We start from the raw sequence: 24,883 nt of genomic DNA on the forward strand, positions 1-24,883 counted from the left end.
TGAGTTTCCCGATTATCGAGAACTGTTCAGGGAGTCTGACATCAAGAGCGCGGTAGCCTTTTTTAATATTTCATTCTCCATTTCAATGCGTTGTAGCTTTTTCCTGAGCTCACGGATTTCAATTTGTTCCGGGGTAATGGGGGAGGCTTTTGGTGTTTTGCCCTGACGCTCATCACGCAGTTGTTTGACCCATCTTGTCATTGTGGAAAGGCCAACATCCATAGCTTTGGCGGCATCTGCCACCGTGTATTTCTGGTCAACAACCAGTTGAGCGGATTCGCGTTTAAACTCTGCGCTAAAATTTCTTTTTTTCATTGGAGCACCTGTGTTGTTCTGAGGTGAGCATATCACCTCTGTTCAGGTGGCCAAATTCAGTGTGCCACTTCAGGGCTAACCTGATGGATCGCCATGCGGATTTCATTAATCGCTTTGATGCGATCATCTTCCGGCAAGCTGGCGAGAAATTGCGTTAAATCCTGCGTTAATCGTTGTTGCATAGTATCCCCCATTCCTGACGTTTTCCTTTTATCCGTTCGTTATAACGCTGATAGTTCTTCGCTTTCGTAGGACTAAATGATAATGCCCGACACCAGTAATCGTTATTGAGTAAAACTTTGCATATCCGCCGCCAGGAGGGGATATCTTTCGCGCCAATGTCCCCTTGCTGGGTTTGTGGAACCTCGATGCCTTTTTTCTGATACCAGTGCAAATAAATGGCGATTTTATTGCGGTAATGCTCAGCTGTTTTTTCCGGCATGCTATTGAGCAGCAATAATGCATATTCTTGCCAGTCTAAATGTTCTGGTTTGAGGATTTTCCGATGCCCATAGAAATGATTGTCATGTCCGGCGTAAATGCCGCCACTTTTTACCCCGCTGACTCGTGCGCACATAGCAGCCCAGCGATCCGGTTCGATAACGTGACAGAGCCATAATCCTTGTCGTTGCTCCGGGCCAAAAGGTTCGCAAATTCGCATATGACGCAGAGGAACGCCTGCCTGATACATTAGGTTATACAGTGGGTTGCAGAGATTTTGATGATTTGCATATCAGGTCCAGATATCAGCCACTTTCCAGTCGTAAATGGGGTAAATGTACCAGCTATGACCGCCTGGTGCGGCCGTAGTCCATGGTTTATCGTCGGCAAAACGTTGTTTATTTAAACTGGCGATGGCGACAAAACGGTTGTAGGACTCATCCGCACGGATGCCGATCATCATCGCCGCCGGACGTTTTTGTGAAAACCATTCGGCAAACTCACGTACAAATTGTTCGAAGGTCATGCCTGGCTGGTAAAAGCAGAAAAAGTCAGGAGCGGTTATCGCATCTTGCGGGGGCTGACGCACCCATTCGACATCAGGTTCCCAGCACTGCCATTCGGGTTGGTATTGTGAAAGGGAATTTTGCGTCGTAAGCGGGAGCGCAACCCAGTAAAACTCTTCGATGACATCGGTGTACAACTCGCGCAGGGACTGAACATAGTTAATGGTGCAAGAGAATTGTGAATCGCCACGGGTTTAACAGACACCTCAGAGTCATTTAAGATGGTTTAAAGAGAGGTGCCCATGAGCGGTAAGCGTTATCCCGAAGAGTTTAAAACTGAAGCAGTCAAACAGGTTGTTGATCGCGGTTATTCTGTTGCCAGCGTTGCAACACGTCTCGATATCACCACCCACAGCCTTTATGCCTGGATAAAGAAGTACGGTCCGGATTCTTCCACTAATAAAGAACAGTCAGATGCTCAGGCCGAGATCCGCCGTCTCCAGAAAGAGCTGAAACGGGTTACCGACGAACGGGACATATTAAAAAAAGCCGCGGCGTACTTCGCAAAGCTGTCCGACTGAGGTACGCCTTTATCCGTGACAACTCCTGTTGCTGGCCTGTTCGCCTGCTCTGTCGGGTGCTGGATGTTCATCCCAGTGGTTTTTACGCCTGGCTTCAGCAGCCGCATTCACAACGCCATCAGGCAGACCTGAGACTGACAGGACAGATTAAACAGTTCTGGCTGGAATCGGGATGCGTCTATGGTTATCGCAAAATCCATCTGGATCTGCGTGACAGCGGACAACAGTGCGGAGTAAACAGAGTCTGGAGACTGATGAAACGTGTCGGAATAAAGGCTCAGGTCGGATACCGAAGCCCGCGGGCACGTAAAGGCGAGGCCAGTATCGTGTCACCCAACAGGCTCCAGCGACAGTTCAATCCGGATGCTCCTGATGAGCGTTGGGTAACGGACATAACCTACATCAGGACCCACGAAGGCTGGCTGTATCTTGCCGTTGTTGTTGATCTGTTCTCACGCAAAATTATCGGCTGGTCCATGCAATCCCGGATGACAAAGGACATTGTCCTGAACGCACTGCTGATGGCTGTATGGCGGCGTAATCCCGAAAAACAGGTGCTGGTTCATTCGGATCAGGGCAGTCAGTACACAAGCCATGAGTGGCAGTCGTTCCTGAAATCACACGGCCTGGAGGGTAGCATGAGCCGTCGCGGTAACTGCCATGATAATGCGGTTGCAGAAAGTTTTTTCCAGTTGTTGAAACGTGAACGGATAAAGAAAAAGATCTACGGAACGCGGGAAGAAGCCCGCAGTGATATTTTTGATTACATCGAAATGTTTTATAACAGTAAGCGTCGGCATGGTTCTAGCGAACAGATGTCACCGACAGAATATGAAAACCAGTATTATCAACGGCTCGGAAGTGTCTAGATTATCCGTGGCGATTCATTGCGCCTCCCAGTTGATAAACAAAACGCAGATTTTTTTGCCCATTTGTCGGGCAAGTTCGGCTGTCAGATGCAGCATTAAACCAGAGTCTTTGCCGCCAGAAAATGAGACACAAACGCGGGGTAGGGTGTTGAGTGTCTAGGTAATACGCTCTCGTGCAGCTTCCAGAATATTGAGCGGAAGAGGAATTTTATAAATAGACATCTGAAGACGCTCTCTGAACGTTACAGGGTGAACAGTGAGATAAGACTGTTAATTATAAAGTAAACACTGTAAAGCAGAGTGTTTTATTTTTCATTCGCGCTGTGAATAAATAGATGAAAGTTATAGTAGCTGTCTATAGTTATATATCAAAAACTCTCATTTAGACGGTCAATAAATCGGGAGAACACCAAATTATTTAAAGAAGATTTATTATAGGAAATGTAAAGCTTTATTGAAGGTAACGGATGTTCTAGTTTTATCTCTTTTAAATTAAGAAAGTCACGGTGGTAGTTATAAAGTTCATAGGGGACTATTCCCAGTAAATCTGTAACAGCAATGCTATTAATTATTGTCAGCAAAGAGGAACCACGAAATGAAATTTTGCGATTCATAAACTTCTCGTCTATTTCCATTTGAATATCATCAACTCCTGCTGATTTGGCTATTAATTGGGTGAACTCTTCTGCCATAATTTGTTCATAAGTGCTATTGTCAGTAATTCGCGGATGCTTATTACTACAAATTAGAGTATTGCGAATTGTATGCAATGGCATGCAAATGACGGAACGGCTGATCACTGGCATTTGGGTGATCACCAGATCGGCTTTGCGGTGAACCAACAGTTCTTCAGCATTCTCTGCTGACATGAGGATATCATGGCACTCAATCTCGACAGAGGCATCTTGCCGTAGGCAGCGGATCAGCATACTATTATTAGAGCAAGAAATGAGCTGAGGGCCGTAGATAATAAAGTTTTTCTTTAGTTCGGACTTATTGACTATATTAATTGTTTGTTCAAGGCCTTTGAGGTTTTTCTCAAGATGGTGATGCAGATTCAACCCTGTTGTCGTCGGCGCGATACCTTTTCCTGAGCGAATGAATAAAGGGTCATTAAATTGCGCACGTAAGCGTTGTAACGACTGGCTCACGGCTGATGGGGTGATATATAGTGATTCAGCAGCTTTGCTAATGCTTAAATGCTGGTAAATACACTCAAATATGACAAGAAGATTTAAGTCGAACTTTTTCAAGTCGTAGAGATTGGCCATACACTACTCCGGTTTATATTTTTCTTCCATGGTATATTCACTTAATCAATGTTTTTTGCGTATGTATTTTTATTGATTATGTTTTTTTGCTTAACTCAGGATTAAGTTTTTCTAAAATAGCACAGCCACTTAGGGTAGAGCGAGAAATTCATGCTTTTTTAGGATGGTTGAAAAGCAGGGATATAGTTCAACCATCCATGAATTACCTTTTATTTATTTCCCATAATGATATTAAGCGTTTTCTGATCGGGCAACCCCACGGCCTGTTGCAGCGTATTTTCCTTACTCATGTAATAGATAGCCGGCGTGACATTTGCCCCCAGATCGTCCATCAGTTTCTCATTGTCACTTAACACTTTCATTTGCTCTGTACTTACGTTTGCAGGCACGTTTAGCTTAAGCTTGCAACCAGAGGCTTCATATTGTTGCCAGGTTTTTGCGGGATCTTTGGAGGCAAGAATTGCCGCTGCTGTCGCCGGGCTTTCTGGCTTGATAACCCCAACCAACAATGTTCTTAATTGCACTTTGCCAGAATCTACCCACGGGCGCGCCTGCTGCCAGAACTGTTTACAATATGGGCAGAACGGATCGGAGAAGACGTAGACAATGACCGGCGCATCTTTTTTACCGTCGAGGAGCCAGTGGGATTGTTCCATCCGTTGCCACATTTCGCGTCCGGCTGGTGCGTAAATTTCTTTTTCGATAAGTGTGTTACTCAGGTTTTCACCTTTCTCGTTGTACATGTAACCAGAGATAGCGTGCTTACCATCGGGAGTCAGGTAGATGGTGACGCCCATATCCTGATACTTTCCGAGATAACCTTTCATTCCTCCGGGGGCATCGAACGTTTTGATGATTGTAATGCCCTGTTTTTCAATCGCTTTTACTGGGGAAGGAAGTTCCTCTGCGAAGGCGATTGCAGGAAGCAGAGCCAGTAAAAGTATCTTTTTTAACATTAATTTGTTCTTTTCAGTCAGTGCAAAAGTCGAGTAAAAGGCATAACCTATCACTGTCATAGGTAAGAGCTTAGATCAGGTGATTGCCCTTTGTTTATGAGGGTGTTGTAATCCATGTCGTTGTTGCATTTGTAAGGGCAACACCTCAGCCTGCAGGCAGGCGCTGAAGATACCAAAGGGTAGTTCAGATTACACGGTCACCTGGAAAGGGGGCCATTTTACTTTTTATCGCCGCTGGCGGTGCAAAGTTCACAAAGTTGTCTTACGAAGGTTGTAAGGTAAAACTTATCGATTTGATAATGGAAACGCATTAGCCGAATCGGCAAAAATTGGTTACCTTACATCTCATCGAAAACACGGAGGAAGTATAGATGTCCTTGATTAACACCAAAATTAAACCTTTTAAAAACCAGGCATTCAAAAACGGCGAATTCATCGAAATCACCGAAAAAGATACCGAAGGCCGCTGGAGCGTCTTCTTCTTCTACCCGGCTGACTTTACTTTCGTATGCCCGACCGAACTGGGTGACGTTGCTGACCACTACGAAGAACTGCAGAAACTGGGCGTAGACGTATACGCAGTATCTACCGATACTCACTTCACCCACAAAGCATGGCACAGCAGCTCTGAAACCATCGCTAAAATCAAATATGCGATGATCGGCGACCCGACTGGCGCCCTGACCCGTAACTTCGACAACATGCGTGAAGATGAAGGTCTGGCTGACCGTGCGACCTTCGTTGTTGACCCGCAGGGTATCATCCAGGCAATCGAAGTTACCGCTGAAGGCATTGGCCGTGACGCGTCTGATCTGCTGCGTAAAATCAAAGCAGCTCAGTACGTAGCTTCTCACCCAGGTGAAGTTTGCCCGGCTAAATGGAAAGAAGGTGAAGCAACTCTGGCTCCGTCTCTGGACCTGGTTGGTAAAATCTAAATTTCCTTCGTCTTTCACGCCATAGCGGCGTTGGCGTCGCCCGCTCACCCCGGTCACTTACTTGTGTAAGCTCCCGGGGATTCACAGGCTAGTCGCCTTGCTCTGACGCGAAATACTTCGGAAATTCACCTAATTCTTCGGGTGCTGCGGCACCCGATTTTCTTCCCCGCACCATGATGCAAGCTGCATCCAGGTAGCCGCAGAGGCCGCTTGCATGATGATGTTTAAAGCCCAGGAGATAAACATGCTCGACACAAATATGAAAACTCAACTCAAGGCTTACCTTGAGAAATTGACCAAGCCTGTTGAGTTAATTGCCACGCTGGATGACAGCGCTAAATCGGCAGAAATCAAGGAACTGTTGGCTGAAATCGCAGAACTGTCAGACAAAGTCACCTTTAAAGAAGATAACAGCTTGCCAGTGCGTAAGCCGTCTTTCCTGATCACCAACCCAGGTTCCAACCAGGGACCACGTTTTGCAGGCTCCCCGCTGGGCCACGAGTTCACCTCGCTGGTACTGGCGTTGCTGTGGACCGGTGGTCATCCGTCGAAAGAAGCGCAGTCTCTGCTGGAGCAGATTCGCCATATTGACGGTGATTTTGAATTCGAAACCTATTACTCGCTCTCTTGCCATAACTGCCCGGACGTGGTGCAGGCGCTGAACCTGATGAGCGTATTGAACCCGCGCATCAAGCACACTGCAATTGACGGCGGCACCTTCCAGAACGAAATCACCGATCGCAACGTGATGGGCGTTCCGGCAGTGTTCGTAAACGGGAAAGAGTTTGGTCAGGGCCGCATGACGTTGACTGAAATCGTTGCCAAAATTGATACTGGCGCGGAAAATCGTGCGGCAGAAGAGCTGAACAAGCGTGATGCTTATGACGTATTAATCGTTGGTTCCGGCCCGGCGGGTGCAGCGGCAGCAATTTACTCCGCACGTAAAGGCATCCGTACCGGTCTGATGGGCGAACGTTTTGGTGGTCAGATCCTCGATACCGTTGATATCGAAAACTACATTTCTGTACCGAAGACTGAAGGGCAGAAGTTGGCAGGCGCACTGAAAGTTCACGTTGATGAATACGACGTTGATGTGATCGACAGCCAGAGCGCCAGCAAACTGATCCCGGCAGCGGTTGAAGGTGGTCTACACCAGATTGAAACAGCTTCTGGCGCGGTACTGAAAGCACGCAGCATTATCGTGGCGACGGGTGCAAAATGGCGCAACATGAACGTTCCGGGCGAAGATCAGTATCGCACTAAAGGCGTGACCTACTGCCCGCACTGCGACGGCCCGCTGTTTAAAGGCAAACGCGTAGCGGTTATCGGCGGCGGTAACTCCGGCGTGGAAGCGGCAATCGACCTGGCGGGTATCGTTGAGCACGTAACGCTGCTGGAATTTGCGCCAGAAATGAAAGCCGACCAGGTTCTGCAGGACAAACTGCGCAGCCTGAAAAACGTCGACATTATTCTGAATGCGCAAACCACGGAAGTGAAAGGCGACGGCAGCAAAGTCGTTGGTCTGGAATATCGAGATCGTGTCAGCGGCAATATTCACAACATCGAACTGGCCGGTATTTTTGTCCAGATTGGTCTGCTGCCGAACACCAACTGGCTGGAAGGCGCAGTCGAACGTAACCGCATGGGCGAGATTATCATTGATGCGAAATGTGAAACCAACGTCAAAGGCGTGTTCGCAGCGGGTGACTGTACGACGGTTCCGTACAAGCAGATCATCATCGCCACTGGCGAAGGTGCCAAAGCCTCTCTGAGTGCTTTTGACTACCTGATTCGCACCAAAACTGCATAAGAAGAAGTAAGATTCACCTGCAATTGCTTAGCCGCCGGGGTCAAACCTGGCGGCTTTTTTATGGCATTAAAAAGCCCTGCCGGGATGTTCCAGGCAGGGCGGCATAAATACTTTTATCTGTTAGCGAACGACCAGTACAGGCAGATTGGCGTGGCGGATCACGCTCGAGGCGTTAGAACCTAACAGATGGGTCGAAATCGATGGGTTGCGAGAACCGATAACTACAACATCAGCCCCCAGTTCTTCTGCCAACTCATTGACTTCATCCCGCACGCTACCAAAACGGACATGTTGTTTAATGCGGGAAGGATCGATGGTGAAGTGGCTGACCATCGTTTGCAGACGTTCTTCTGCTTCATGTTGCAGATGCTCTTCAAAACGACGCACATCAGCGGCAAAACGGTGCAGGCTCAGGCTGGCTGACCCGGGTAGTACGTGAAGTAGATGAATAACTCCGTCATCCTGGGCGAGGAATTCAGCGTGGCGAACAGCTTTGTCGCTCAATTCCATTTCAAATACATCAACTGGCATAATGATTGCCTTATACATAACCCTTTCTCCCTGTTAATCATGAACAAATCATTCTCCATGATTATAATATTTATCCCTGATATTTGTCTGGTTCTTTTTCCTTACGAACGGTTTCTGTGATTAATATATTCTCACTGAACACTAGGAATTCTCCCAAAACCTGCGGTACCGCCCGTTTTCCCGCTGTGATAGCTACCCTTAAAGACTGACTCTTTTTTGAACTGTCTCTGGAGGTTGCATGAAAGCATTGACTTATCACGGCCCACATCACGTTCAGGTAGAAAATGTTCCCGATCCGGGCATTGAACAGGCAGATGATATTATTCTGCGTATTACGGTAACGGCGATCTGTGGCTCTGACCTCCATCTTTATCGAGGCAAAATACCCCAGGTTAAACATGGCGATATTTTTGGTCATGAATTTATGGGGGAAGTCGTTGAAACCGGGAAGGACGTAAAAAATTTGCAAAAAGGCGACCGGGTGGTAATTCCGTTCGTCATTGCTTGTGGCGACTGTTTTTTCTGTCGATTACAGCAATATGCCGCCTGCGAAAATACCAATGCGGGTAAAGGCGCTGCGCTCAATAAAAAACAGATACCTGCTCCCGCGGCATTGTTTGGTTATAGTCACCTGTATGGTGGCGTTCCTGGCGGGCAGGCGGAATATGTCCGCGTCCCGAAAGGGAATGTGGGGCCGTTTAAAGTACCGCCTTTGCTTTCAGATGATAAAGCCCTTTTCCTTTCTGATATTCTGCCAACGGCATGGCAGGCAGCAAAAAATGTGCAGATCCAACAAGGTTCAAGCGTTGCAGTCTATGGTGCTGGTCCTGTGGGATTGTTGACAATCGCCTGTGCACGGTTGCTCGGTGCGGAACAGATTTTTGTTGTTGATCATCATCCCTACCGCTTGCGTTTCGCCGCTGACCGCTACGGCGCGATCCCGATTAATTTCGATGAAGATAGCGATCCGGCACAGTCAATTATTGAACAAACGGCAGGTCACCGGGGCGTGGATGCAGTAATAGACGCCGTCGGTTTTGAAGCGAAAGGCAGCACCACGGAAACGGTGCTGACTAACCTGAAACTGGAGGGCAGCAGCGGTAAAGCGTTGCGCCAGTGTATTGCGGCGGTCAGGCGTGGCGGCATTGTTAGCGTACCGGGCGTCTACGCTGGATTTATTCACGGTTTCCTGTTTGGCGACGCCTTTGATAAAGGGTTGACGTTTAAAATGGGACAGACCCACGTTCACGCATGGCTGGGAGAATTATTACCGTTAATTGAGAAAGGATTACTGAAACCAGAAGAAATTGTTACCCACTATATGCCGTTTGAAGAGGCCGCCCGGGGATATGAGATTTTCGAAAAACGTGAAGAGGAGTGCCGTAAGGTGATTCTGGTACCCGGTGCACAAAGCGCAGAGGCGGCGCAGAAGGCGGTTTCAGGTCTGGTGAATGCGATGCCGGGGGGAACAATATGATCGTCAGGAGTGGTTTTCGAGGTAAAGGACAGCCATGACGATAATCGCCGCCATAATCAGAAATCCTATCAGGATGTAAAATGCTTCTGCCATGGTTATTCCCACAAACGAAACGGAATAATTTTGCAGCAAAAGTGAACAGTGAGAACCAGGAAAAATTGCTGATTTTGCGTAAAGAGGATGCGAGTGCATCCTCTGGGCAAAGCGAGTTATCGCTTGTGCAGATGGGATTAAAGCAGGTAGTCGCCAGCAGCTTCTGGCTGGTATTCGAGTTCCAGCACTTCAAGGTGGGTTGCAACGCCGCCCGGAAGTTCCCAGTGAATGGAATCGCCAACGCGCAGCCCCAGCAGTGCGGCACCTACCGGAGCCATAACGGAAAGCTGAGTATTGCTATCGGTCATTTTTGCCGGATACACCAGCGTGCGCACACGCACTTCGCCATCGCTAAGATTGCGGAATTTAACCCGGCTGTTCATTGTCACCACGTCGTGTGGCATCTCTTCTGGCGAACACATTTGGGCGCGATCCAACTCTGCGTTTAACGCGTCGGCGATTGGCAAACCAGCATAGGCGGGTTGCTCCAGCAGAATATCGATGCGTTCGGCATCCAGGTCGTTAATGATGATAGTTGGTCTGGACATTTTTACTCCATGTCGTCGGTACTGCGAGTGTCGCAGATAAACATACCCAAAAGAAAACCCTCACCGTCAGGCGGCGAGGGTTTAACTCACATGATGATACTGACTGTTGCTCACTCTTTGAAGTGATTTGCGTCACATTCAGGGAATTCCTCAATGCAGCGCATTATGTATAATTCTTAATCGGCATGGTTATGGAAGACGAATTAGCGTGTTTTGTAAATCAGAGGATTAATAACCCGCTTTATCAATCACAAAGGTTTTGCCACAGTTACCTGGGTGAGGTTGTGGCAAGAATGAGTTTGCAGAAAGCGGAGCGTTGATGGCGTCAGCTTTGATCGAGATCTGAATTTCAGTCAAATACGCAGGGTTACCCTGGCACGTTAGCTTAACTGCTTTCACGTTCTCTTTTCCCCAGCTTTTGGCAAAGGCGGCGTCAAAGTCACGGCGGCTCACTGTTTTACCGTAATTATCCGCAAGGAATTTTCCGGCTTCGCTCTCTTTAATTTCTTGATTCAGGCGTACCATCGTACCGAAGTATGCGTCCGGATCAAAACCAAAGCAGGCACCGTGTTTGGCATATTCGTAGCGTTCCAGGCAGGAACGTCCGCCAGCTCCTGGCATGACTTCACTTAGTTTAGCGGCCGTTTCCAGTGATAACCCGGTTTCCGGCGATGAACACATTCGGCTGGCGCGTGCTTCTGGTAGATTCGGGATTGGGCGAGTAGCGCAACCGAAGCGCATCCAGCGGCGTTCATCAACACCACGGGCAGCAACCGATTTAGGCAATCCTGGCCACAGACCATGTACGGTCAGAAAATCAGTTTTGTTGGTCGTTTCGGTTTGCAGGCGACATTCATCTCGTTCGTTACGATTTCGATCGTGTTGACTCTGGCAAAATCCGGTTTGCCAGGAGAGGGCCAGGACATAGCGATCAAAATCGCCATACTGTTTTGCCTGCAACGCTACGGCGTTGGCAGAAGATAAGGGAAGCAGAGAAACCGCGAGCAACGCGGCGTTACGGCAGAATGCTTTCATAATGGGTGTGGAACTCATACATACACTGAATACTATCTATTAAATCATAAAAAAGCCCGCCAGGTGGGCTTACCTGGCGGGCGTGATGATTTATTCAGCGTTTGGCGAACGTATTAGTTCCACATGGCGAGAATCGGCCAGCCAACCAACAGCAACATAGAGATGTAAATCACCCCGAAGATTGCGCCAAGACGCCAGTAATCTTTTGATTTCACATAGCCACAGCCGTAAATAATCACCCCAGGACCGGTTGCATACGGCGTCAGACAGCCCATGATACCGATAGACAGCACCAGCAGGATACACAGTTGTTCCATTGGTACGCCCGGAATACCTTTACCGACGGCCAGAATAACCGGCAGCATGGTTGCGGTGTGCGCAGACAGGCTGGCAAACAGGTAGTGTGCAAAGTAGAACACCAGAACCAGTACAATCACCGTTGCGTTTGGTGAGAATCCTTCCAGGTGCGTACTCATGGTACCGGCGAACCAGTCAATAAAACCAGAACGAGTCAGGCCGTTAGCCATCACAACCAGAGTTGCCAGGTTGACCAGCGTGTTCCATGCGCTGTTATAGCGGGTAATGTCTTTCCACGGCACAACGTGCAGAGCCAGCATTAGCGAAACTGCCAGCAGACCAACCGCAGTAGCATTAATGACTTCACTGCCAAATACCCACAAACCTAAGCTGAGCAATACAAGGCCAATCAGCGTCCACTCTCTGCGTGTCAGCGCACCCATGGTTTTTAGTTCATCACCCGCCCAGGTTGCCACTTCTTCACTGTGTGTGATTTCCGGTTTGTACAGCACGTAGGAAAGCCACGGCGCAATGATAAGCAAGATAACCCCAACCGGCAGGAAGCAGAGGAACCACTGCAACCAGCTAATCTGGATACCGGCAATTTTGCTGACGAACTCCAGACCCAGCACGTTTGGTCCGCACCGGTGACAAACATGGACGAACTCAGACTGGTACTAATGACCATCATCCACATCAAATAGCCGCCAATACGACGCGCGGACGGATCGTTCGGGAATGATTTAAACAACGGCGGCAGGTTTTTAATGACCGGAAAAACCGTACCCCCGGTACGCGCGGTGTTGGACGGTGTAAACGGTGCCAGCAGAATGTCGATAATGACAATCGCATAACCCAACGTCAGCGTGCGTTTGTCCATGAATTTCACCAGGAAAAGGGCAATGCGACGACCTAACCCGGAAACTTCATACCCTAATGCAAAAATAAATGCGCCAAATACCAGCCATACCGTGGTGCTGGAAAAACCAGCCAGGCCCCATTTCAGCGCCTGTTTTTGCGCATTAAACGCTGGGTCAGCTAATTCTTTGGCATCAAAGAGCAGGTAATTACTGCCAATAACGCAAATAGTAACCGCAATAAAACTGATCGCTGTTGCCGGAATTGGCTCGAGGATCATGCCGACAATCATTGCCACAAACACAGCGAAGTAATGCCATGCCTGCGGCGGCATACCGTCGGGGACAGGGATAAGAAACATGACACCCATCACCACCAGTGGGGCCAATAGTTTCCATATATTATCTTTTGCTAAAGACATACGGGTTCTCCGAAAATTAATATTTCCAAATTTATCAAGTGCTTAAATAATTAAATCTGTGCTAAAAAACAGGTAAGGATCAGCAGGTCGGCACTGCCGCCTGGACTGAGATTTCGTTCGATACACTCCCTGTCGAACTGCCGGAGATAATCGAGATCGGTGGGGGTTCGAATGCCCCCTTTTTGCAATAATGTTTGCGCCTCGCGCTGTAGCCAGCGCAGGCCCCCCTCGCCACCGCGCGATGCAACGTTGGTATCGCCGTTGGTAGCCATCAGTAGGAGCAAGGTATCGAGCAATGCCAGTTCAGGATCTAACCCCTGATCCAGCAGAGTGAGGTAATGCGGCAAGGCGTGGTTGATCACCAGTGGATAACCTGCTTCGGCTTCACCGCGTGCGCCGGTAAGGCCAAGCTGCTGGTACAACCGTTGACCTGCCGTCAGTCGTGAATTATTGGTACGCAGTTCGCGATCGGTCAGGCCACGGCAGAAACTTGCCGCCGTAGAACAAACGGTTGTTGGCGTAACCGGCTGGTTGAGCTGAAGCAAACGGCCAATTGCCGCACATAGCAGCCCTAAAGAAAAAATGCTGCCTTTATGCGTGTTTACGCCCGCAGTGGCGCGGAACATATCACCTTCGCAAGCCATACCAATTGGGCGTAATCCGTGGAGTACCGCTTCCGGTGCCATTTCTGCACTACAGGCACCAAATTCAATGAAACGGGGTAACCAGCCCTGAATCGCCAGCGCGCTGCGGTGGAAATCTTCCAGCGCCATATCTTTGTGCGCACCGCAGTTAATGCGATCCACGAGGCCTGGTTTCGGTGACAGATTGACTTCAGTCAGCATGGCGCGCCAGCCCAGCAGGGCGTACTCATCGATTAATGACGTCGCAAGCTTTGTGGTTTTAGTTGACGTTGCAGGCATCGACATCGTTCAGCAGTGCCTCCATGCGGTTGAGTAAATCGGTCAGTTGATGGGTTTTTCCACGCGCGCAGACGGCTGCGCTTTGCTCGCACAACAGGCAGCGGCGAGGCGCAGTGAATAGTCGCGGCGGGAGAGAATTTCGCCTTCGGGCGTCAGGACATCGATATCCCATAACCGCCCGAGAGGATGACTATGTTCAAGCTCAATGGTGGCGAGCTTGAGGTCGCGAGCCGGGGCGGCAATGCTCAACATGCCCTCCGGCCCGCTGGCGGAAACCAGTGCAGCCTGCTCCTGAATTTGCCAGCCCTGCTTTGTGGCTAAGGCACGCAAGGCTGTCACGCGATGATTAAAAATTCGGCGTGTGACCTCGCTGTCTTTAATCGGCCCAGGCGCAACCACGGTAAAGGAGACCAGTGGAACAGGATGGTGCTTGAGCCAGGCGTGTTGCCGTGCTTGCCTTTCATCCCGGCTGACGAGCAGCTCGGGAATTGACACCGCATGGTGGCTGGCGAGTTCAGGAAGCAGGTGCATGGCTTATTCCTTCACCTGATGCACAACATCGATCACCGAGCCATCGCGGTAACGCACAACGGCAACGACGCGGTCGGTGAATTCAATCGGCTGTGGTTCACCGGTCAGCAGACGCGCACGTTCGCGCAGCCACTCAATGGAAACCACTTTAATGCCCGCTTCCTGCAGACGTTCTGCTAGTTCCGGACGTGCCGGGTTAACTGCGATACCGTGGTCTGTGACCAGAATATCGACACTGGAGCCCGGGGTGATGCAGGTCAGCACGTTATCCACCAGAGTCGGAATACGACCGCGTACCAGTGGCGCGACGATGATGGAAAGCGCAGAGGCAATCGCGGTATCGCAGTGACCACCGGAAGCGCCACGCAGTACGCCGTCAGAACCGGTCAGCACGTTAACGTTGAACTGCCTGTCAATTTCCAGCGCGCTCAGTACCACCACGTCGAGACGATCAACCGATGCGCCTTTCGAACCCCAGTTAGCGTACTGGTTGGCGCTGATTTCGATGTGATTGGGGTTACGGGCCAGCGATTGCGCAGCATGGCTGTCAAAGCTCTGCACATCCAGCAGTTTGCGGATCAGACCTTTTTCGTGCAGATCAACCATCGTCGCGGTAATACCGCCGAGGGCGAAGTCGGCGCGAATATCGCGGCTACGCATTTTGTCTTCCAGGAAACGGGTTACCGCCAGCGAAGCGCCGCCGGTGCCGGTTTGCATGGAGAAACCTTCTTTGAAGTAGCCAGAGTTGACAATCACATCCGCAGCGCTACGGGCAATAAGCAGTTCGCGCGGGTTAGTGGTCATACGGGTAGTACCAGCGCCGATTTTTGCAGCATCGCCAACGCGATTAACTTTGACGATCAAATCAACCTGATCTTGCTCAATGCTTGCCGGATTATGCGGATAAGGCAGCAGTTCTTCGGTAAGCATCACGACCTGTTTTGCGTTGTCGGCATCAACCATTGCATAGCCGAGGGAGCCGCAGCAGGCTTTACCGGTGTAGCCGTTGGCATTACCGAATTCATCACAGGACGGGACGCCGAGGAAAGCCACGTCGATATTCAGTTCGCCGCTCTGTACCAGATGCACACGACCGCCGTGAGAGTGGATCTGCACCGGTTCCGCCAGCAGACCACGGGAGATCTCTTCCGCCAGTGGACCGCGTAGGCCAGAGGTATAAATGCGGGTAACCACGCCCTGGCGAATGTGTTCTACCAGCGGCGCATGGCAATCACTCAGGGAGCTGGACGCCAGGGTCAGGTTTTTAAAGCCCATCTTCGCGATGACGTCCATCACCATATTGACGGTCAGGTCACCGCCACGGAAAGCGTGATGGAAGGAAACCGTCATGCCGTCCTGTAAACCTGAGCGACGAATCGCTTCTTCCAGGTTGGCGCACAGTTTGCGATCGCGCGCTTTTTCAGCCTGGTAGGTTTGCTTTGGTGAGTTCTGGAAAGCGGCAAGATCGCATTCAGTGCGACGATTCCAGGCCGCTACCCGTTCTTGTCGTTGAGATTGTTCAATTTTCTGCGTCATTTTGATTGCCTTATTCTTCGCGGATGCCGGAAAGTTCTGCACGGGAGAGCACCAGACGGGCGCGATCGATAACCGGACCGTCCACCATCTTGCCGTTCAGGGAAACCACGCCGAGGCCTTCGCGAGCGGCGGCTTCAGCGGCTTCTACGACGCGGTGGGCGTGATCCACTTCTTTCTGGGTCGGTGCGTAGAGGTTGTGCAGCAGATCAATCTGACGCGGGTTGATCAGCGATTTGCCGTCAAAGCCCAGCTGTTTGATGTGGGCGGCTTCTTGCAGGAATCCGGCTTCGTTGTTAGCGTCGGAATAGACGGTATCGAACGCCTGAATACCCGCAGAGCGCGCGGCCTGCAAAATGGAACAGCGTGCGAACAGCAGTTCAGTTCCTTCCGGGGAGCGTTCTGTACGCAGGTTGCGCACATAGTCTTCTGCACCGAGGGCGATACCGATCAAACGCTCGGAAGCGTGAGCGATTTCCACTGCGCGGGTAATGCCCAGCGGAGATTCAATCGCCGCCAGCAGGCCGGTGCTGCCGGGTTCACGACCACAGGCTTTTTCTATACGCAGGATCTCTTTTTCAATATCCAGAACATCCTGAGCGGTATCGGTTTTCGGCAGACGCACAACGTCCGCACCACCGCGAACGACGGCTTCCAGGTCGTTAACACCCCATTCGGAATCCAGCGCGTTGACACGCACAATGGTTTCAATATCGCGATACAGCGGATGTTGCAGCGCGTGATAAACCATGCGGCGGGCGGTGTCTTTTTCACGTAATGCCACGGAGTCTTCGAGGTCAAACATCAGGGCATCAGCCGGGTAGATGAAGGAGTTGCTGACCATCGCGGCATTGGCACCAGGCACAAACAACATGCTGCGGCGGGTGCGAGTTTTACGTTGTTGCAGCGAAGCGGAAATCATTGGCAATCCTCCCATGGCAGAGCCGGGATACCGCTGGCGCGTGCCAGCAGGGCTTCCAGTCGTGCATGTAAAATGCAGTCCAGTGCGCCTTTGTCATCGACATTCAGCTGTACGCCGCGCACGTTGTAGCGGGCGAGAACGTCCAGAATGGTGGTGCGAATTGCATCGCCAAACTGTTTCTCAACGCTGCTATTGATTTGCAGGTCGATATCCTGCGTATCGAGTGGGGCGATGCGTATCATCACATCCCCAGACTCAAGGGTGCCTGCAACGGCGGGCTGGTTTATTTTCATTTTTCACCTGTTTCTCATGCGGGGGTCTTTTGACGAGCTGCCGCGTCCTGGCGGGAGTGCTCAAGCAGGTTCTGCAAATAATGCAGCGTGACTGCAGGGACCAGCGGCGCGATAGCCGTGAGATCGTTTTTCGCCAGCAGTTGACGTACCCGGGAAGCGGATATCGGCATCTCCTGGTAACGCAGCCGCTCAATTTCAACCAGTTCGATGGGCGCTGCGGAGATAGTCGGCGTTTCCAGCCAGTAGCGCATATCCTGGTTGTACTGGGCGGTAACGCGACAAAAGGGTTCAGTACCGACAAAGCGGTGAGTTACACCAAGCGCGGGAGCGAGGTACTGACGGAAAATCTTCAGATCAATTTCGGTGTAACAATGGTTAATGACGCTCTGTTCTTTAATGAAGTAGCAAGGGAACGTAGCGCGGGAGATGATGTATTCTGAGCCGCGATGCACAGTCAGGCGTGGAATATCGGCGGTGCCTTTTAACACCAGATCCAGCCGGTCTTCATAGGGGAAGCGTGAAGAATCTTCTTTGACTAAAAACAGATGCAACCAGTCGCACTGTGCCGCAGCTTGTTGAATCAGATAACGGTGACCATTCGTAAAGGGATTGGCGTTCATCACAATGCAGCCAATCTTGTTCCCTGGATGACGAAATTTTTTCAGCGATTCGGCATAGCGTTTCAGTCGCGTGGCGCTGTTTTCCATCAGCACCATCACGCCGGGTACGCAGGTCAGCGTGGAAAAACCGCACTGGCGGAACAGCGCCTCGTATTCGGTTTTGGTATAAATAAACAGATGCGTGCTGTGCCGCTCATAGGCGAGGTTTATCAGTTCAGTGGCTAATGTCAGCGCCAGTCCTTCACCGCGAACGGATTCACTGATAGCAACGCATTTAATAATATTTCCGGCAATTCCACCGCACGCGATAAGCTTTTCATCGCGGGTTACGGTAATAAATACTTCGACTGTGGTGTCAACGCTCAAATCATTTTCATGCAGGAATTGGGCGATTTCCGCCATTTTTTTATTTTCTGAACGTTTTACGCGGGTGAAAATATCATTGCCGAACATAATAAATAGTATCCTGAAGGTGCATGTTGTTATCGATTTGCAACGAATGTTGTTCAATGTTGCAAACTGATAACCTTTTATTTTCACTTGGGAGAAAGGGGGGTGATCGAGGTATATCTTTTTCTCCTTTCGCTATACATCCTAAGGAGTATTTCGGCGTGAAATTTTGATTTATTTCACATAGAGTTAGTGGTTTTTTATTTATTTAATGGTTTTAAGTTTTTTAATTAATGTAATTACGAAATGACTCGCAGGTTTAAGTGATTTAATTGATTTAATGAATAAAATTTGCCACGATCATAATTAATATCTATGTATTTTGATTCAACATTTTAATTACATCCGTCAAAGAGGCTCGGGACAACCCGCAAGGAAAACAATGTTGCAGCTTAACGAGAATAAACAGTTTGCATTTTTCCAAAGACTGGCATTTCCGCTGCGTATCTTTTTGGTAATGACTCCAACTTACTGATAGTGTTTTATGTTCAGATAATGCCCGATGACCTTGTCATGCAGCTCCACCGATTTTGAGAACGACAGTGACTTCCGTACCGGCCTTGCCAGATGTTGTCTCAGATTCAGATTATGTCGCTCAATGCGCTGAGTGTAACGCTTGCTGATAACGTGCAGCTTTCCCTTCAGGCGTGATTCATACAGCGGCCAGCCATCCGTCATCCATACCACGACCTCAAAGGCCGACAGCAGGCTCAGAAGACGCTCCAGTGTGGCCAGAGTGCGTTCACCGAAGACGTGCGCCACAACCGTCCTCCGTATCCTGTCATACGCGTAAAACAGCCAGCGCTGACGTGATTTAGCACCGACGTAGCCCCAATGTTCGTCCATTTCAGCGCAGACAATCACATCACTGCCCGGTTGTATGCGCGAGGTTACCGACTGCGGCCTGAGTTTTTTAAGTGACGTAAAACCGTGTTGAGGCCAACGCCCATAATGCGTGCACTGGCGCGACATCCGACGCCATTCATGGCCATATCAATGATTTTCTGGTGCGTACCGGGCTGAGAGGCGGTGTAAGTGAACTGTAGTTGCCATGTTTTACGGCAATGAGAGCAGAGATAGCGCTGATGTCCGGCAGTGCTTTTGCCGTTACGCACCACGCCTTCAGTAGCGGAGCAGGAAGGACATCTGATGGAAATGGAAGCCACGCAAGCACCTTAAAATCACCATCATACACTAAATCAGTAAGTTGGCAGCATTACCGTCTTGCCGAAGAAGATCCAGCTTCTGCAACCAGGCCATTCAGAACTGAAGTGAAGCGCAGTCGACTGTTAATTGACGAGTATCTGTTAATCAGGAAAATAGCAGACGTCCAGAACGAATGGTTCGGCCTTTGCATGGATCTTGCACTGGTAACAGGACAGCGCAAAGGAGATCTGGCGGCTATGAGATGGGAGGATATAAGAGATAGCAGGCTATACGTGGAACAACAAAAAACAGGGGCAAAAATTCGCATTTCTCTCCCCACCACGATTTCCAGATTGAATTTAACACTTGCCGATGTACTGGATAACTTGAAAAAAATAAACGGTAAAAACGAAAAGTTACTCGGAGGGAAGACAGCCAGGACAATTGCAGCACAGTTCAGGATTGCCCGAGACACATCCGGATTGAAATGGGAAGGTGACCCACCGCCATTTCATGAAATCCGAAGTTTATCCGGTCGCCTGCACTCAGCAGAAAAAGGCAGTGATTTCACTCAGGCGCTCCTTGGACATCGTTCATCCAGCATGACGGATAAATACCGTGACGGACGAGGGAGGGAATGGAAAGACATTTAGAATTAATTTCGAATGATTTCGAAATGCCACTTGTAATTAATTGATTATAAAGAATTAATTCCTAAAGAGCATTTGCTTCATGAATGCTCCTTTGCATTTAGCAACTGACTGTAACAGCTAAAATTAGTCGCTTTTGGCGGTGAATGCTGAATTAAAACGCAGAATTTTGTCCGATAGTGGTATCGGTGTACCATTCGCGCAGACGAAAATTCTTAACCTTAATCTGGAATACGCCATGACCACACGCGTGATTGCTCTCGACTTAGACGGCACCTTATTGACCCCGAAAAAGACCTTGCTTCCATCATCGATAGAAGCCCTGGCCCGCGCTCGCGAAGCAGGCTATCAATTAATCATCGTCACAGGTCGCCATCACGTCGCTATTCATCCTTTTTATCAGGCGCTGGCGCTGGATACACCTGCTATTTGCTGTAATGGCACCTATTTGTATGATTATCATGCAAAAACCGTGCTGGAAGCGGACCCAATGCCCGTTAATAAAGCCCTGCAACTCATTGAGATGCTGAATGAACACCACATTCACGGTCTGATGTATGTCGATGATGCAATGGTCTATGAGCACCCGACCGGGCATGTCATTCGCACGTCTAACTGGGCGCAAACCCTGCCGCCGGAACAGCGTCCGACTTTCACACAAGTCGCTTCTCTGGCTGAAACGACGCAACAAGTTAACGCCGTATGGAAGTTCGCCCTGACGCACGATGACCTGCCGCAATTGCAGCATTTTGGTAAGCATGTCGAACATGAACTGGGACTGGAGTGTGAATGGTCCTGGCACGATCAGGTTGATATTGCACACGGCGGCAACAGCAAAGGTAAACGTTTGACGAAATGGGTTGAGGCGCAAGGTTGGTCGATGGAAAACGTCGTGGCATTCGGCGATAACTTTAATGATATCAGTATGCTGGAAGCCGCTGGTACAGGCGTGGCGATGGGCAACGCCGATGACGCGGTAAAAGCGCGCGCCAACATTGTGATTGGTGATAACACCACCGACAGCATTGCCCAGTTCATTTATAGCCACCTGATTTAATCAGGCGGTTATCGACACACTTTTAATTTGCGCGTACAGCCACAGGCCAGGTTTGATCGCCAGTTCATCCCTGGCCCACGGGCTGATACGCGCCCACAGCGTTTTACCGCCGACTTCCAGCTCCACTTCCACCTGGCCGTTGTCGTCATAACTATTAACAACTTTTGCCCGCAATACGTTACGAATGCTGGTTTGCTGCGGCGGTTGTAAAACCAGAGAAACATCGGAAGCCTGAATGCGGATACGTAGCGCAGCTTGCAGCGGTTCGCCCAGCTTATTGACCCACAAATGCTGATCGCCCAGCGCCAGCGCGGTCATCGCGTAATGCGGATGATGCTCAAGCACCGTCACTTTCAGAATGCTACTTTGTTGCTCTTTCGGCAGCCACGGATTCATCACGCTACTGCCCCACACTTCCTCCAGCGCGCCAAAGGCTTTCACCTGACCGTTTTCCAGTACCATCACTCTGTCTGCCAGATGGAGGATCTCATCCAGCGAATGGCTGACATACAACATCGGAATGTTGATTTCCCGTGTCAGCCGTTGCAGATAAGGCAACAGTTCGCGTTTACGCGGAATATCCAGTGACGCCAGCGGTTCATCCAGCAACAGCAATTCCGGTGCTGTCAGCAAAGCCCGACCAATCGCCACGCGCTGTTTTTCGCCTCCGGACAGGCTGCCTGGTAAACGGTCAAGCAACGGTTCAATGCCTAAAAGCGCCACCAGCTTATCGAACTGATCGACCATACTTTTCGACATGCCGTAGCGCAGATTGCCACGCACTTTGTAATGCGGGAACAACCGCGCATCCTGAAAAACATAGCCAACACGACGCTTTTCCGGCGTCAGGCAGATACCTTTTTCGGCATCATTTAGTACCCGCCCATTGAGGACAATCCGCCCTTTTTGCGGGCGCGTCAGTCCACTGATGGCGTTAATCAGCGAAGTTTTTCCGGCACCGGAGACGCCAAAGATAGCAGTGATGCCATTGGCGGGCAGCGTTTCATTAATGGTCAGGCAATGGTTGCCCAACGTCTGGGAAAAATTCAGCTCCAGCATGATTAGCGCCCCGCCCGTTCACGGCTGATTCTGGCCAGCCATTCTGAAATCAACAGGGAGATCATCGCCAGCGCAATAGAAATAATGCACAGTCTCGCCGCGCCACTTTCCCCGCCGGGGGTCTGGATCAGGGTATACATGGCAGAAGGAATGGTTCGCGTTTCGCTAGGAATGTTCGACACAAAGGTGATGGTTGCACCAAACTCACCGAGAGAACGAGCAAAAGCCAGTACCGTACCAACAATAATTCCCGGTAAGGTCAGCGGTAACGTGATAGTAAAGAAAACGCGCCAGCGCCCGGCACCTAGTGTTCTTGCGGCCTGTTCCAGTTTGACATCAACCCCTTCCAGCGCCAGACGAATTGCCCGCACCATCAGCGGAAACGACATGACGGCGGCAGCGAGAACCGCGCCGCGCCAGCTAAAGGCGAAGGTAATACCAAACCAGTCATACAGACGTTCACCGATAAATCCGCGCCGTCCCATCGAAACTAATAATAAGTAACCGACGACCACGGGCGGTAACACCAGCGGTAGATGCAGTACGCTGTCGAGCAGAGCTTTGCCCGGAAACGTGCAACGCACCAGTAACCAGGCAAAAAAGATCCCAAACGGCAGGCTAAACAGCACAGCCAGGGAAGAAACTTTCAGGCTTAATAAAACTGCCTGCCATTCTGGATCGGTCAGTATCATTACTTGGTTGTAAATCCGTAACGTTTAAAGATTTCCGCTGCCTGCGGTCCCTTCAGATAATCATAAAATGCTTTCACTGTCGCATTGTTATGCCCTTCCACAACAGCAACCGGATATTCCACTTTTTTATGTGAATCTTCCGGGAAGGTGGCAACCACTTTTACCCCTTTGCTGGCAACTGCGTCAGAACCGTAGACAATGCCCAGAGGCGCTTCGTTACGTTCGACCAGCGCCAGCGCCCCACGAACATCTTCCGCTGGGGCCAGTTTCGGAGAGAGCGTATCCCATGCGCCCAGTTTTTGCAGTGCTTCTTTTGCATAAATGCCAGCGGGAACATGTTCCGGATCGCCAACCGCCAGGCGACCGCCATTCAGCAGCGAAGTCCAGTTAGTTTTGCTGTCGATGGTGAAATCTTTCTGCTCGCTGGCTTTCGGTGCTACAACGACCAGGCTATTGCCGAGCAGTGTCTGACGCGTAGCAGTATCGATCGCTTTTTTATCAACCGCATAATCCATCCATTTCTGATCGGCAGAAATAAACAGATCCGCAGGGGCACCCGCTTCAATCTGACGGGCGAGAGTAGATGACGAAGCGAAAGAAGAAACCACATCCACGCCTTTCTCTTTTTTATACTGCGTAGCAATGTCCTGCATTGCGTTAGTCAGTGATGCGGCGGCGAACACCGTGATTTTCCCTTCATCTGCCAGTGCATTGCCAGCAACTGCGAAAGAGAGTGCCGCCCCGGCAAACAAGTTCAACCATTTACGAGCCATTGGTAACCCCTTAATGTAACGTTATGTAGGCGACAATATAACGACTAACTCGGAATTTTCCCAGCAGTTATTGCTAACCTTTGTGAGGTAGATAAGAAAAAATATCGGCAGGAAAAGCAGGAAGTTGAGAAAAAGAAAATGCCCGACTAAGCGGGCACTCAGGGAATCAATGATTTTGTCCGGGCTGGTCTTTTTTACCAACACCAGAAAAGATGTTGAATACTTCACCAAGACCGTAAATCAGACCCAGGATGATGGCCATCACGACAGGTACCATGATTACGGCGAATACCAGACTTTTTAATAACTCTAACATGGTCAACTCCAGATATAGTCATGAGACTATTCTAACCGCTAAGCACAGAAAAGCACTCCCCTTTTGTGCGGTCAGCTTTGCGTGGCGTTCGTTTTCCGTCACAATAAGACTTTTGCCAGGACATTGTTATGCAGGCCGAAATCCTTCTCACCCTTAAGCTCCAACAAAAATTATTCGCCGACCCGCGCCGCATTTCGCTACTAAAACACATTGCGCTTTCCGGTTCCATTAGCCAGGGAGCGAAAGATGCCGGTATCAGCTATAAAAGCGCCTGGGATGCCATTAACGAGATGAATCAGTTAAGTGAGCATATTCTGGTCGAGCGCGCAACAGGCGGTAAAGGTGGCGGAGGCGCAGTACTGACCCGCTATGGTCAGCGACTGATTCAGCTCTATGACTTACTGGCGCAAATCCAGCAAAAAGCCTTTGATGTGTTAAGTGACGATGACGCCCTGCCGCTGAACAGCCTGCTGGCCGCGATCTCACGTTTTTCACTGCAAACCAGCGCCCGTAACCAGTGGTTCGGTACCATCACCGCCCGCGATCATGATGACGTTCAACAGCATGTTGATGTCTTACTGGCTGACGGAAAAACACGCCTGAAAGTCGCAATTACCGCACAAAGCGGCGCACGTCTGGGGCTGGATGAAGGCAAAGAAGTGTTGATATTGCTAAAAGCGCCGTGGGTAGGCATTACTCAGGACGAAGCGGTCGCACAAAACGCCGACAACCAATTACCGGGTATTATTAGTCATATTGAGCGCGGCGCAGAGCAGTGCGAAGTATTAATGGCGCTACCCGACGGGCAAACACTGTGCGCCACAGTGCCGGTAAATGAAGCGACTTCTCTTCAGCAAGGGCAGAATGTCACGGCCTACTTTAATGCCGACAGCGTGATTATCGCCACGCTGTGCTAAGCGTGTTGACAATTTGTTATGAAACACGTATCCCTGTCAGTAATCGCTGCACAAAAT

The 24,883-nt window shown here is 50.0% G+C and carries 23 protein-coding genes, 3 pseudogenes and 6 other annotated features (2 of these 32 running past the window's edge); of the genes and pseudogenes, 7 read left to right on the forward strand and 19 right to left on the reverse strand.

From position 1 onward, the window contains the following. Positions 1–509, reverse strand: a sequence feature (Similar to Escherichia coli K12 conserved hypothetical protein gi: 1786817 (210 aa). BLAST with identity of 99% in 627 aa. This CDS has been disrupted by insertion. The sequence has been checked and is believed to be correct.) (it extends 1,373 nt beyond the left edge of the window). Then, positions 1–387 (reverse strand) — a mobile genetic element; it reaches 862 nt to the left of the window's first position. Its footprint overlaps the feature before it by 1,249 nt. Beyond that, the gene (locus tag SF0517) at positions 13–351 is read right to left on the reverse strand and encodes an insertion sequence element IS911 transposase InsN (protein ID NP_706458.1); all 339 of its coding nucleotides are present in this window, start codon (positions 349–351) and stop codon (positions 13–15) included. (Lies within the feature at positions 1–509; overlaps the previous feature by 339 nt.) Continuing rightward, positions 482–1,459 (reverse strand): annotated as a pseudogene (locus SF0517a). Next, positions 482–2,934 (reverse strand) — a sequence feature (Similar to Escherichia coli K12 conserved hypothetical protein gi: 1786818 (407 aa). BLAST with identity of 98% in 817 aa. This CDS has been disrupted by insertion. The sequence has been checked and is believed to be correct.). (Overlaps the previous pseudogene by 978 nt.) On the opposite strand from SF0517a, the gene SF0519 reads away from it, so the two are divergent. Continuing rightward, the gene (locus SF0519; RefSeq protein NP_706459.1) at positions 1,559–1,843 is read left to right on the forward strand and encodes a hypothetical protein; all 285 of its coding nucleotides are present in this window, start codon (positions 1,559–1,561) and stop codon (positions 1,841–1,843) included. It overlaps the preceding feature by 285 nt. Next, positions 1,900–2,712, forward strand: a complete 813-nt coding sequence (locus SF0520) for a hypothetical protein (protein NP_706460.1) — start codon at positions 1,900–1,902, stop codon at positions 2,710–2,712. Positions 2,935–3,080: 146 nt before the next feature. Here SF0520 and SF0522 read toward each other — a convergent pair. Beyond that, positions 3,081–3,983 (reverse strand): LysR family transcriptional regulator, encoded by a 903-nt coding sequence (locus SF0522; protein NP_706461.1) that lies wholly within the window; start codon positions 3,981–3,983, stop codon positions 3,081–3,083. A 209-nt stretch (positions 3,984–4,192) separates the two neighbouring features. Next, a complete protein-coding gene (gene dsbG, locus SF0523; RefSeq protein ID NP_706462.3) occupies positions 4,193–4,999 on the reverse strand; it encodes a thiol:disulfide interchange protein in 807 nt (268 codons plus the stop codon). 311 nt (positions 5,000–5,310) lie between these two features. Between dsbG and ahpC the strand changes: the two genes are divergently transcribed. Next, the gene (gene ahpC, locus SF0524; protein ID NP_706463.1) at positions 5,311–5,874 is read left to right on the forward strand and encodes an alkyl hydroperoxide reductase; all 564 of its coding nucleotides are present in this window, start codon (positions 5,311–5,313) and stop codon (positions 5,872–5,874) included. 214 nt (positions 5,875–6,088) lie between these two features. After that, a complete protein-coding gene (gene ahpF / locus SF0525; RefSeq protein ID NP_706464.1) occupies positions 6,089–7,684 on the forward strand; it encodes an alkyl hydroperoxide reductase in 1,596 nt (531 codons plus the stop codon). A gap of 120 nt (positions 7,685–7,804) precedes the next feature. On the opposite strand, the gene ybdQ is transcribed toward ahpF, so the two are convergent. Next, positions 7,805–8,233, reverse strand: coding sequence for a universal stress protein UspG (ybdQ, locus tag SF0526; RefSeq protein ID NP_706465.1), 429 nt, complete (start codon positions 8,231–8,233; stop codon positions 7,805–7,807). A gap of 220 nt (positions 8,234–8,453) precedes the next feature. Between ybdQ and ybdR the strand changes: the two genes are divergently transcribed. Next, a complete protein-coding gene (gene ybdR / locus SF0527) occupies positions 8,454–9,692 on the forward strand; it encodes an oxidoreductase (RefSeq protein ID NP_706466.1) in 1,239 nt (412 codons plus the stop codon). Between the two features lie 230 nt (positions 9,693–9,922). On the opposite strand, the gene rnk is transcribed toward ybdR, so the two are convergent. The 10 genes and pseudogenes from rnk to insB all read right to left on the reverse strand — a co-directional run bounded on the left by rnk (position 9,923) and on the right by insB (position 19,188). After that, entirely contained in the window at positions 9,923–10,333 is a 411-nt protein-coding gene (rnk, locus tag SF0528) for a nucleoside diphosphate kinase regulator (RefSeq protein ID NP_706467.1), read from the reverse strand. A gap of 228 nt (positions 10,334–10,561) precedes the next feature. Beyond that, a complete protein-coding gene (gene rna, locus SF0529) occupies positions 10,562–11,386 on the reverse strand; it encodes a ribonuclease I (RefSeq protein NP_706468.1) in 825 nt (274 codons plus the stop codon). Between the two features lie 95 nt (positions 11,387–11,481). Next, positions 11,482–12,944: a sequence feature (Similar to Escherichia coli K12 a membrane protein gi: 1786829 (488 aa). BLAST with identity of 99% in 487 aa. This CDS contains an in-frame stop codon. The sequence has been checked and is believed to be correct.), on the reverse strand. Next, positions 11,482–12,944: pseudogene (ybdS, locus tag SF0530) on the reverse strand. (Overlaps the previous feature by 1,463 nt.) Positions 12,945–12,994: 50 nt before the next feature. Beyond that, positions 12,995–13,873, reverse strand: coding sequence for a 2-(5''-triphosphoribosyl)-3'-dephosphocoenzyme-A synthase (locus SF0531a; protein YP_008439231.1), 879 nt, complete (start codon positions 13,871–13,873; stop codon positions 12,995–12,997). Continuing rightward, positions 13,848–14,398, reverse strand: a sequence feature (Similar to Escherichia coli K12 conserved hypothetical protein gi: 1786831 (184 aa). BLAST with identity of 98% in 183 aa. This CDS contains an in-frame stop codon. The sequence has been checked and is believed to be correct.). Its footprint overlaps the gene before it by 26 nt. Then, positions 13,848–14,398, reverse strand: a pseudogene (gene ybdU / locus SF0531). Its footprint overlaps the feature before it by 551 nt. The gene SF0531a and the pseudogene ybdU overlap by 26 nt, the downstream one beginning before the upstream one ends. Before the next feature lie 3 nt (positions 14,399–14,401). Then, positions 14,402–15,934: a citrate lyase subunit alpha gene (gene citF / locus SF0532; protein ID NP_706469.1), complete on the reverse strand. Its 1,533-nt coding sequence runs from the start codon at positions 15,932–15,934 to the stop codon at positions 14,402–14,404. Positions 15,935–15,944: 10 nt separating this feature from the next. Next, positions 15,945–16,853, reverse strand: coding sequence for a citrate lyase subunit beta (gene citE, locus SF0533; RefSeq protein NP_706470.2), 909 nt, complete (start codon positions 16,851–16,853; stop codon positions 15,945–15,947). After that, positions 16,850–17,146, reverse strand: coding sequence for a citrate lyase subunit gamma (gene citD, locus SF0534; protein NP_706471.2), 297 nt, complete (start codon positions 17,144–17,146; stop codon positions 16,850–16,852). The genes citE and citD overlap by 4 nt, the downstream gene beginning before the upstream one ends. A gap of 14 nt (positions 17,147–17,160) precedes the next feature. Beyond that, positions 17,161–18,306 carry a [citrate (pro-3S)-lyase] ligase gene (gene citC / locus SF0535; protein NP_706472.2) on the reverse strand — a complete coding sequence of 382 codons (1,146 nt, stop codon included), beginning with the start codon at positions 18,304–18,306 and terminating at the stop codon, positions 17,161–17,163. Positions 18,307–18,669: 363 nt separating this feature from the next. Continuing rightward, positions 18,670–19,437 (reverse strand) — a mobile genetic element. Then, positions 18,685–19,188 carry an insertion element IS1 protein InsB gene (gene insB, locus SF0536; RefSeq protein ID NP_706473.1) on the reverse strand — a complete coding sequence of 168 codons (504 nt, stop codon included), beginning with the start codon at positions 19,186–19,188 and terminating at the stop codon, positions 18,685–18,687. Its footprint overlaps the feature before it by 504 nt. 813 nt (positions 19,438–20,250) lie before the next feature. On the opposite strand from insB, the gene ybhA reads away from it, so the two are divergent. Beyond that, entirely contained in the window at positions 20,251–21,069 is an 819-nt protein-coding gene (gene ybhA / locus SF0538; RefSeq protein NP_706475.2) for a pyridoxal phosphate (PLP) phosphatase, read from the forward strand. Here the strand turns inward: ybhA and modC are convergent, their stop codons facing one another. The 4 genes from modC to SF0542 form a co-directional block, all read right to left on the reverse strand. Then, on the reverse strand, positions 21,070–22,128 hold the full coding sequence (gene modC / locus SF0539; protein ID NP_706476.1) for a molybdate transporter ATP-binding protein: 1,059 nt from the start codon (positions 22,126–22,128) through the stop codon (positions 21,070–21,072). Positions 22,129–22,130: 2 nt separating this feature from the next. Then, positions 22,131–22,820 carry a molybdate ABC transporter permease gene (gene modB / locus SF0540; protein NP_706477.1) on the reverse strand — a complete coding sequence of 230 codons (690 nt, stop codon included), beginning with the start codon at positions 22,818–22,820 and terminating at the stop codon, positions 22,131–22,133. Then, positions 22,820–23,593 carry a molybdate transporter substrate-binding protein gene (modA, locus tag SF0541; protein ID NP_706478.1) on the reverse strand — a complete coding sequence of 258 codons (774 nt, stop codon included), beginning with the start codon at positions 23,591–23,593 and terminating at the stop codon, positions 22,820–22,822. Before modA ends, modB begins: the two co-directional genes overlap by 1 nt. Positions 23,594–23,759: 166 nt before the next feature. Next, positions 23,760–23,909 carry a hypothetical protein gene (locus SF0542; protein NP_706479.2) on the reverse strand — a complete coding sequence of 50 codons (150 nt, stop codon included), beginning with the start codon at positions 23,907–23,909 and terminating at the stop codon, positions 23,760–23,762. A gap of 128 nt (positions 23,910–24,037) precedes the next feature. Here SF0542 and modE point away from each other — a divergent pair, with 128 nt between their 5' ends. Continuing rightward, entirely contained in the window at positions 24,038–24,826 is a 789-nt protein-coding gene (gene modE, locus SF0543; RefSeq protein ID NP_706480.1) for a DNA-binding transcriptional regulator ModE, read from the forward strand. The last annotated feature ends 57 nt before the right edge of the window (positions 24,827–24,883 follow it).

Origin of the sequence: Shigella flexneri 2a str. 301, assembly GCF_000006925.2 — a bacterium.
In the GTDB taxonomy this organism is placed as follows: domain Bacteria; phylum Pseudomonadota; class Gammaproteobacteria; order Enterobacterales; family Enterobacteriaceae; genus ECMA0423.

Excerpts from the sequence above, each read along its gene's own strand:
- SF0542 (NP_706479.2), bottom strand. The coding sequence starts at position 23,909 with ATGTTAGAGTTATTAAAAAGTCTGGTATTCGCCGTAATCATGGTACCT.
- modA (NP_706478.1), bottom strand. The coding sequence starts at position 23,593 with ATGGCTCGTAAATGGTTGAACTTGTTTGCCGGGGCGGCACTCTCTTTC.
- ybdQ (NP_706465.1), bottom strand. The coding sequence starts at position 8,233 with ATGTATAAGGCAATCATTATGCCAGTTGATGTATTTGAAATGGAATTG.
- ybdR (NP_706466.1), top strand. The coding sequence starts at position 8,454 with ATGAAAGCATTGACTTATCACGGCCCACATCACGTTCAGGTAGAAAAT.
- rnk (NP_706467.1), bottom strand. The coding sequence starts at position 10,333 with ATGTCCAGACCAACTATCATCATTAACGACCTGGATGCCGAACGCATC.
- ahpF (NP_706464.1), top strand. The coding sequence starts at position 6,089 with ATGATGATGTTTAAAGCCCAGGAGATAAACATGCTCGACACAAATATG.
- dsbG (NP_706462.3), bottom strand. The coding sequence starts at position 4,999 with ATGACAGTGATAGGTTATGCCTTTTACTCGACTTTTGCACTGACTGAA.
- modB (NP_706477.1), bottom strand. The coding sequence starts at position 22,820 with ATGATACTGACCGATCCAGAATGGCAGGCAGTTTTATTAAGCCTGAAA.
- SF0531a (YP_008439231.1), bottom strand. The coding sequence starts at position 13,873 with ATGTCGATGCCTGCAACGTCAACTAAAACCACAAAGCTTGCGACGTCA.
- modC (NP_706476.1), bottom strand. The coding sequence starts at position 22,128 with ATGCTGGAGCTGAATTTTTCCCAGACGTTGGGCAACCATTGCCTGACC.
- citD (NP_706471.2), bottom strand. The coding sequence starts at position 17,146 with ATGAAAATAAACCAGCCCGCCGTTGCAGGCACCCTTGAGTCTGGGGAT.
- ybhA (NP_706475.2), top strand. The coding sequence starts at position 20,251 with ATGACCACACGCGTGATTGCTCTCGACTTAGACGGCACCTTATTGACC.
- ahpC (NP_706463.1), top strand. The coding sequence starts at position 5,311 with ATGTCCTTGATTAACACCAAAATTAAACCTTTTAAAAACCAGGCATTC.
- citF (NP_706469.1), bottom strand. The coding sequence starts at position 15,934 with ATGACGCAGAAAATTGAACAATCTCAACGACAAGAACGGGTAGCGGCC.
- modE (NP_706480.1), top strand. The coding sequence starts at position 24,038 with ATGCAGGCCGAAATCCTTCTCACCCTTAAGCTCCAACAAAAATTATTC.
- SF0522 (NP_706461.1), bottom strand. The coding sequence starts at position 3,983 with ATGGCCAATCTCTACGACTTGAAAAAGTTCGACTTAAATCTTCTTGTC.
- rna (NP_706468.1), bottom strand. The coding sequence starts at position 11,386 with ATGAGTTCCACACCCATTATGAAAGCATTCTGCCGTAACGCCGCGTTG.
- citE (NP_706470.2), bottom strand. The coding sequence starts at position 16,853 with ATGATTTCCGCTTCGCTGCAACAACGTAAAACTCGCACCCGCCGCAGC.
- insB (NP_706473.1), bottom strand. The coding sequence starts at position 19,188 with ATGTCGCGCCAGTGCACGCATTATGGGCGTTGGCCTCAACACGGTTTT.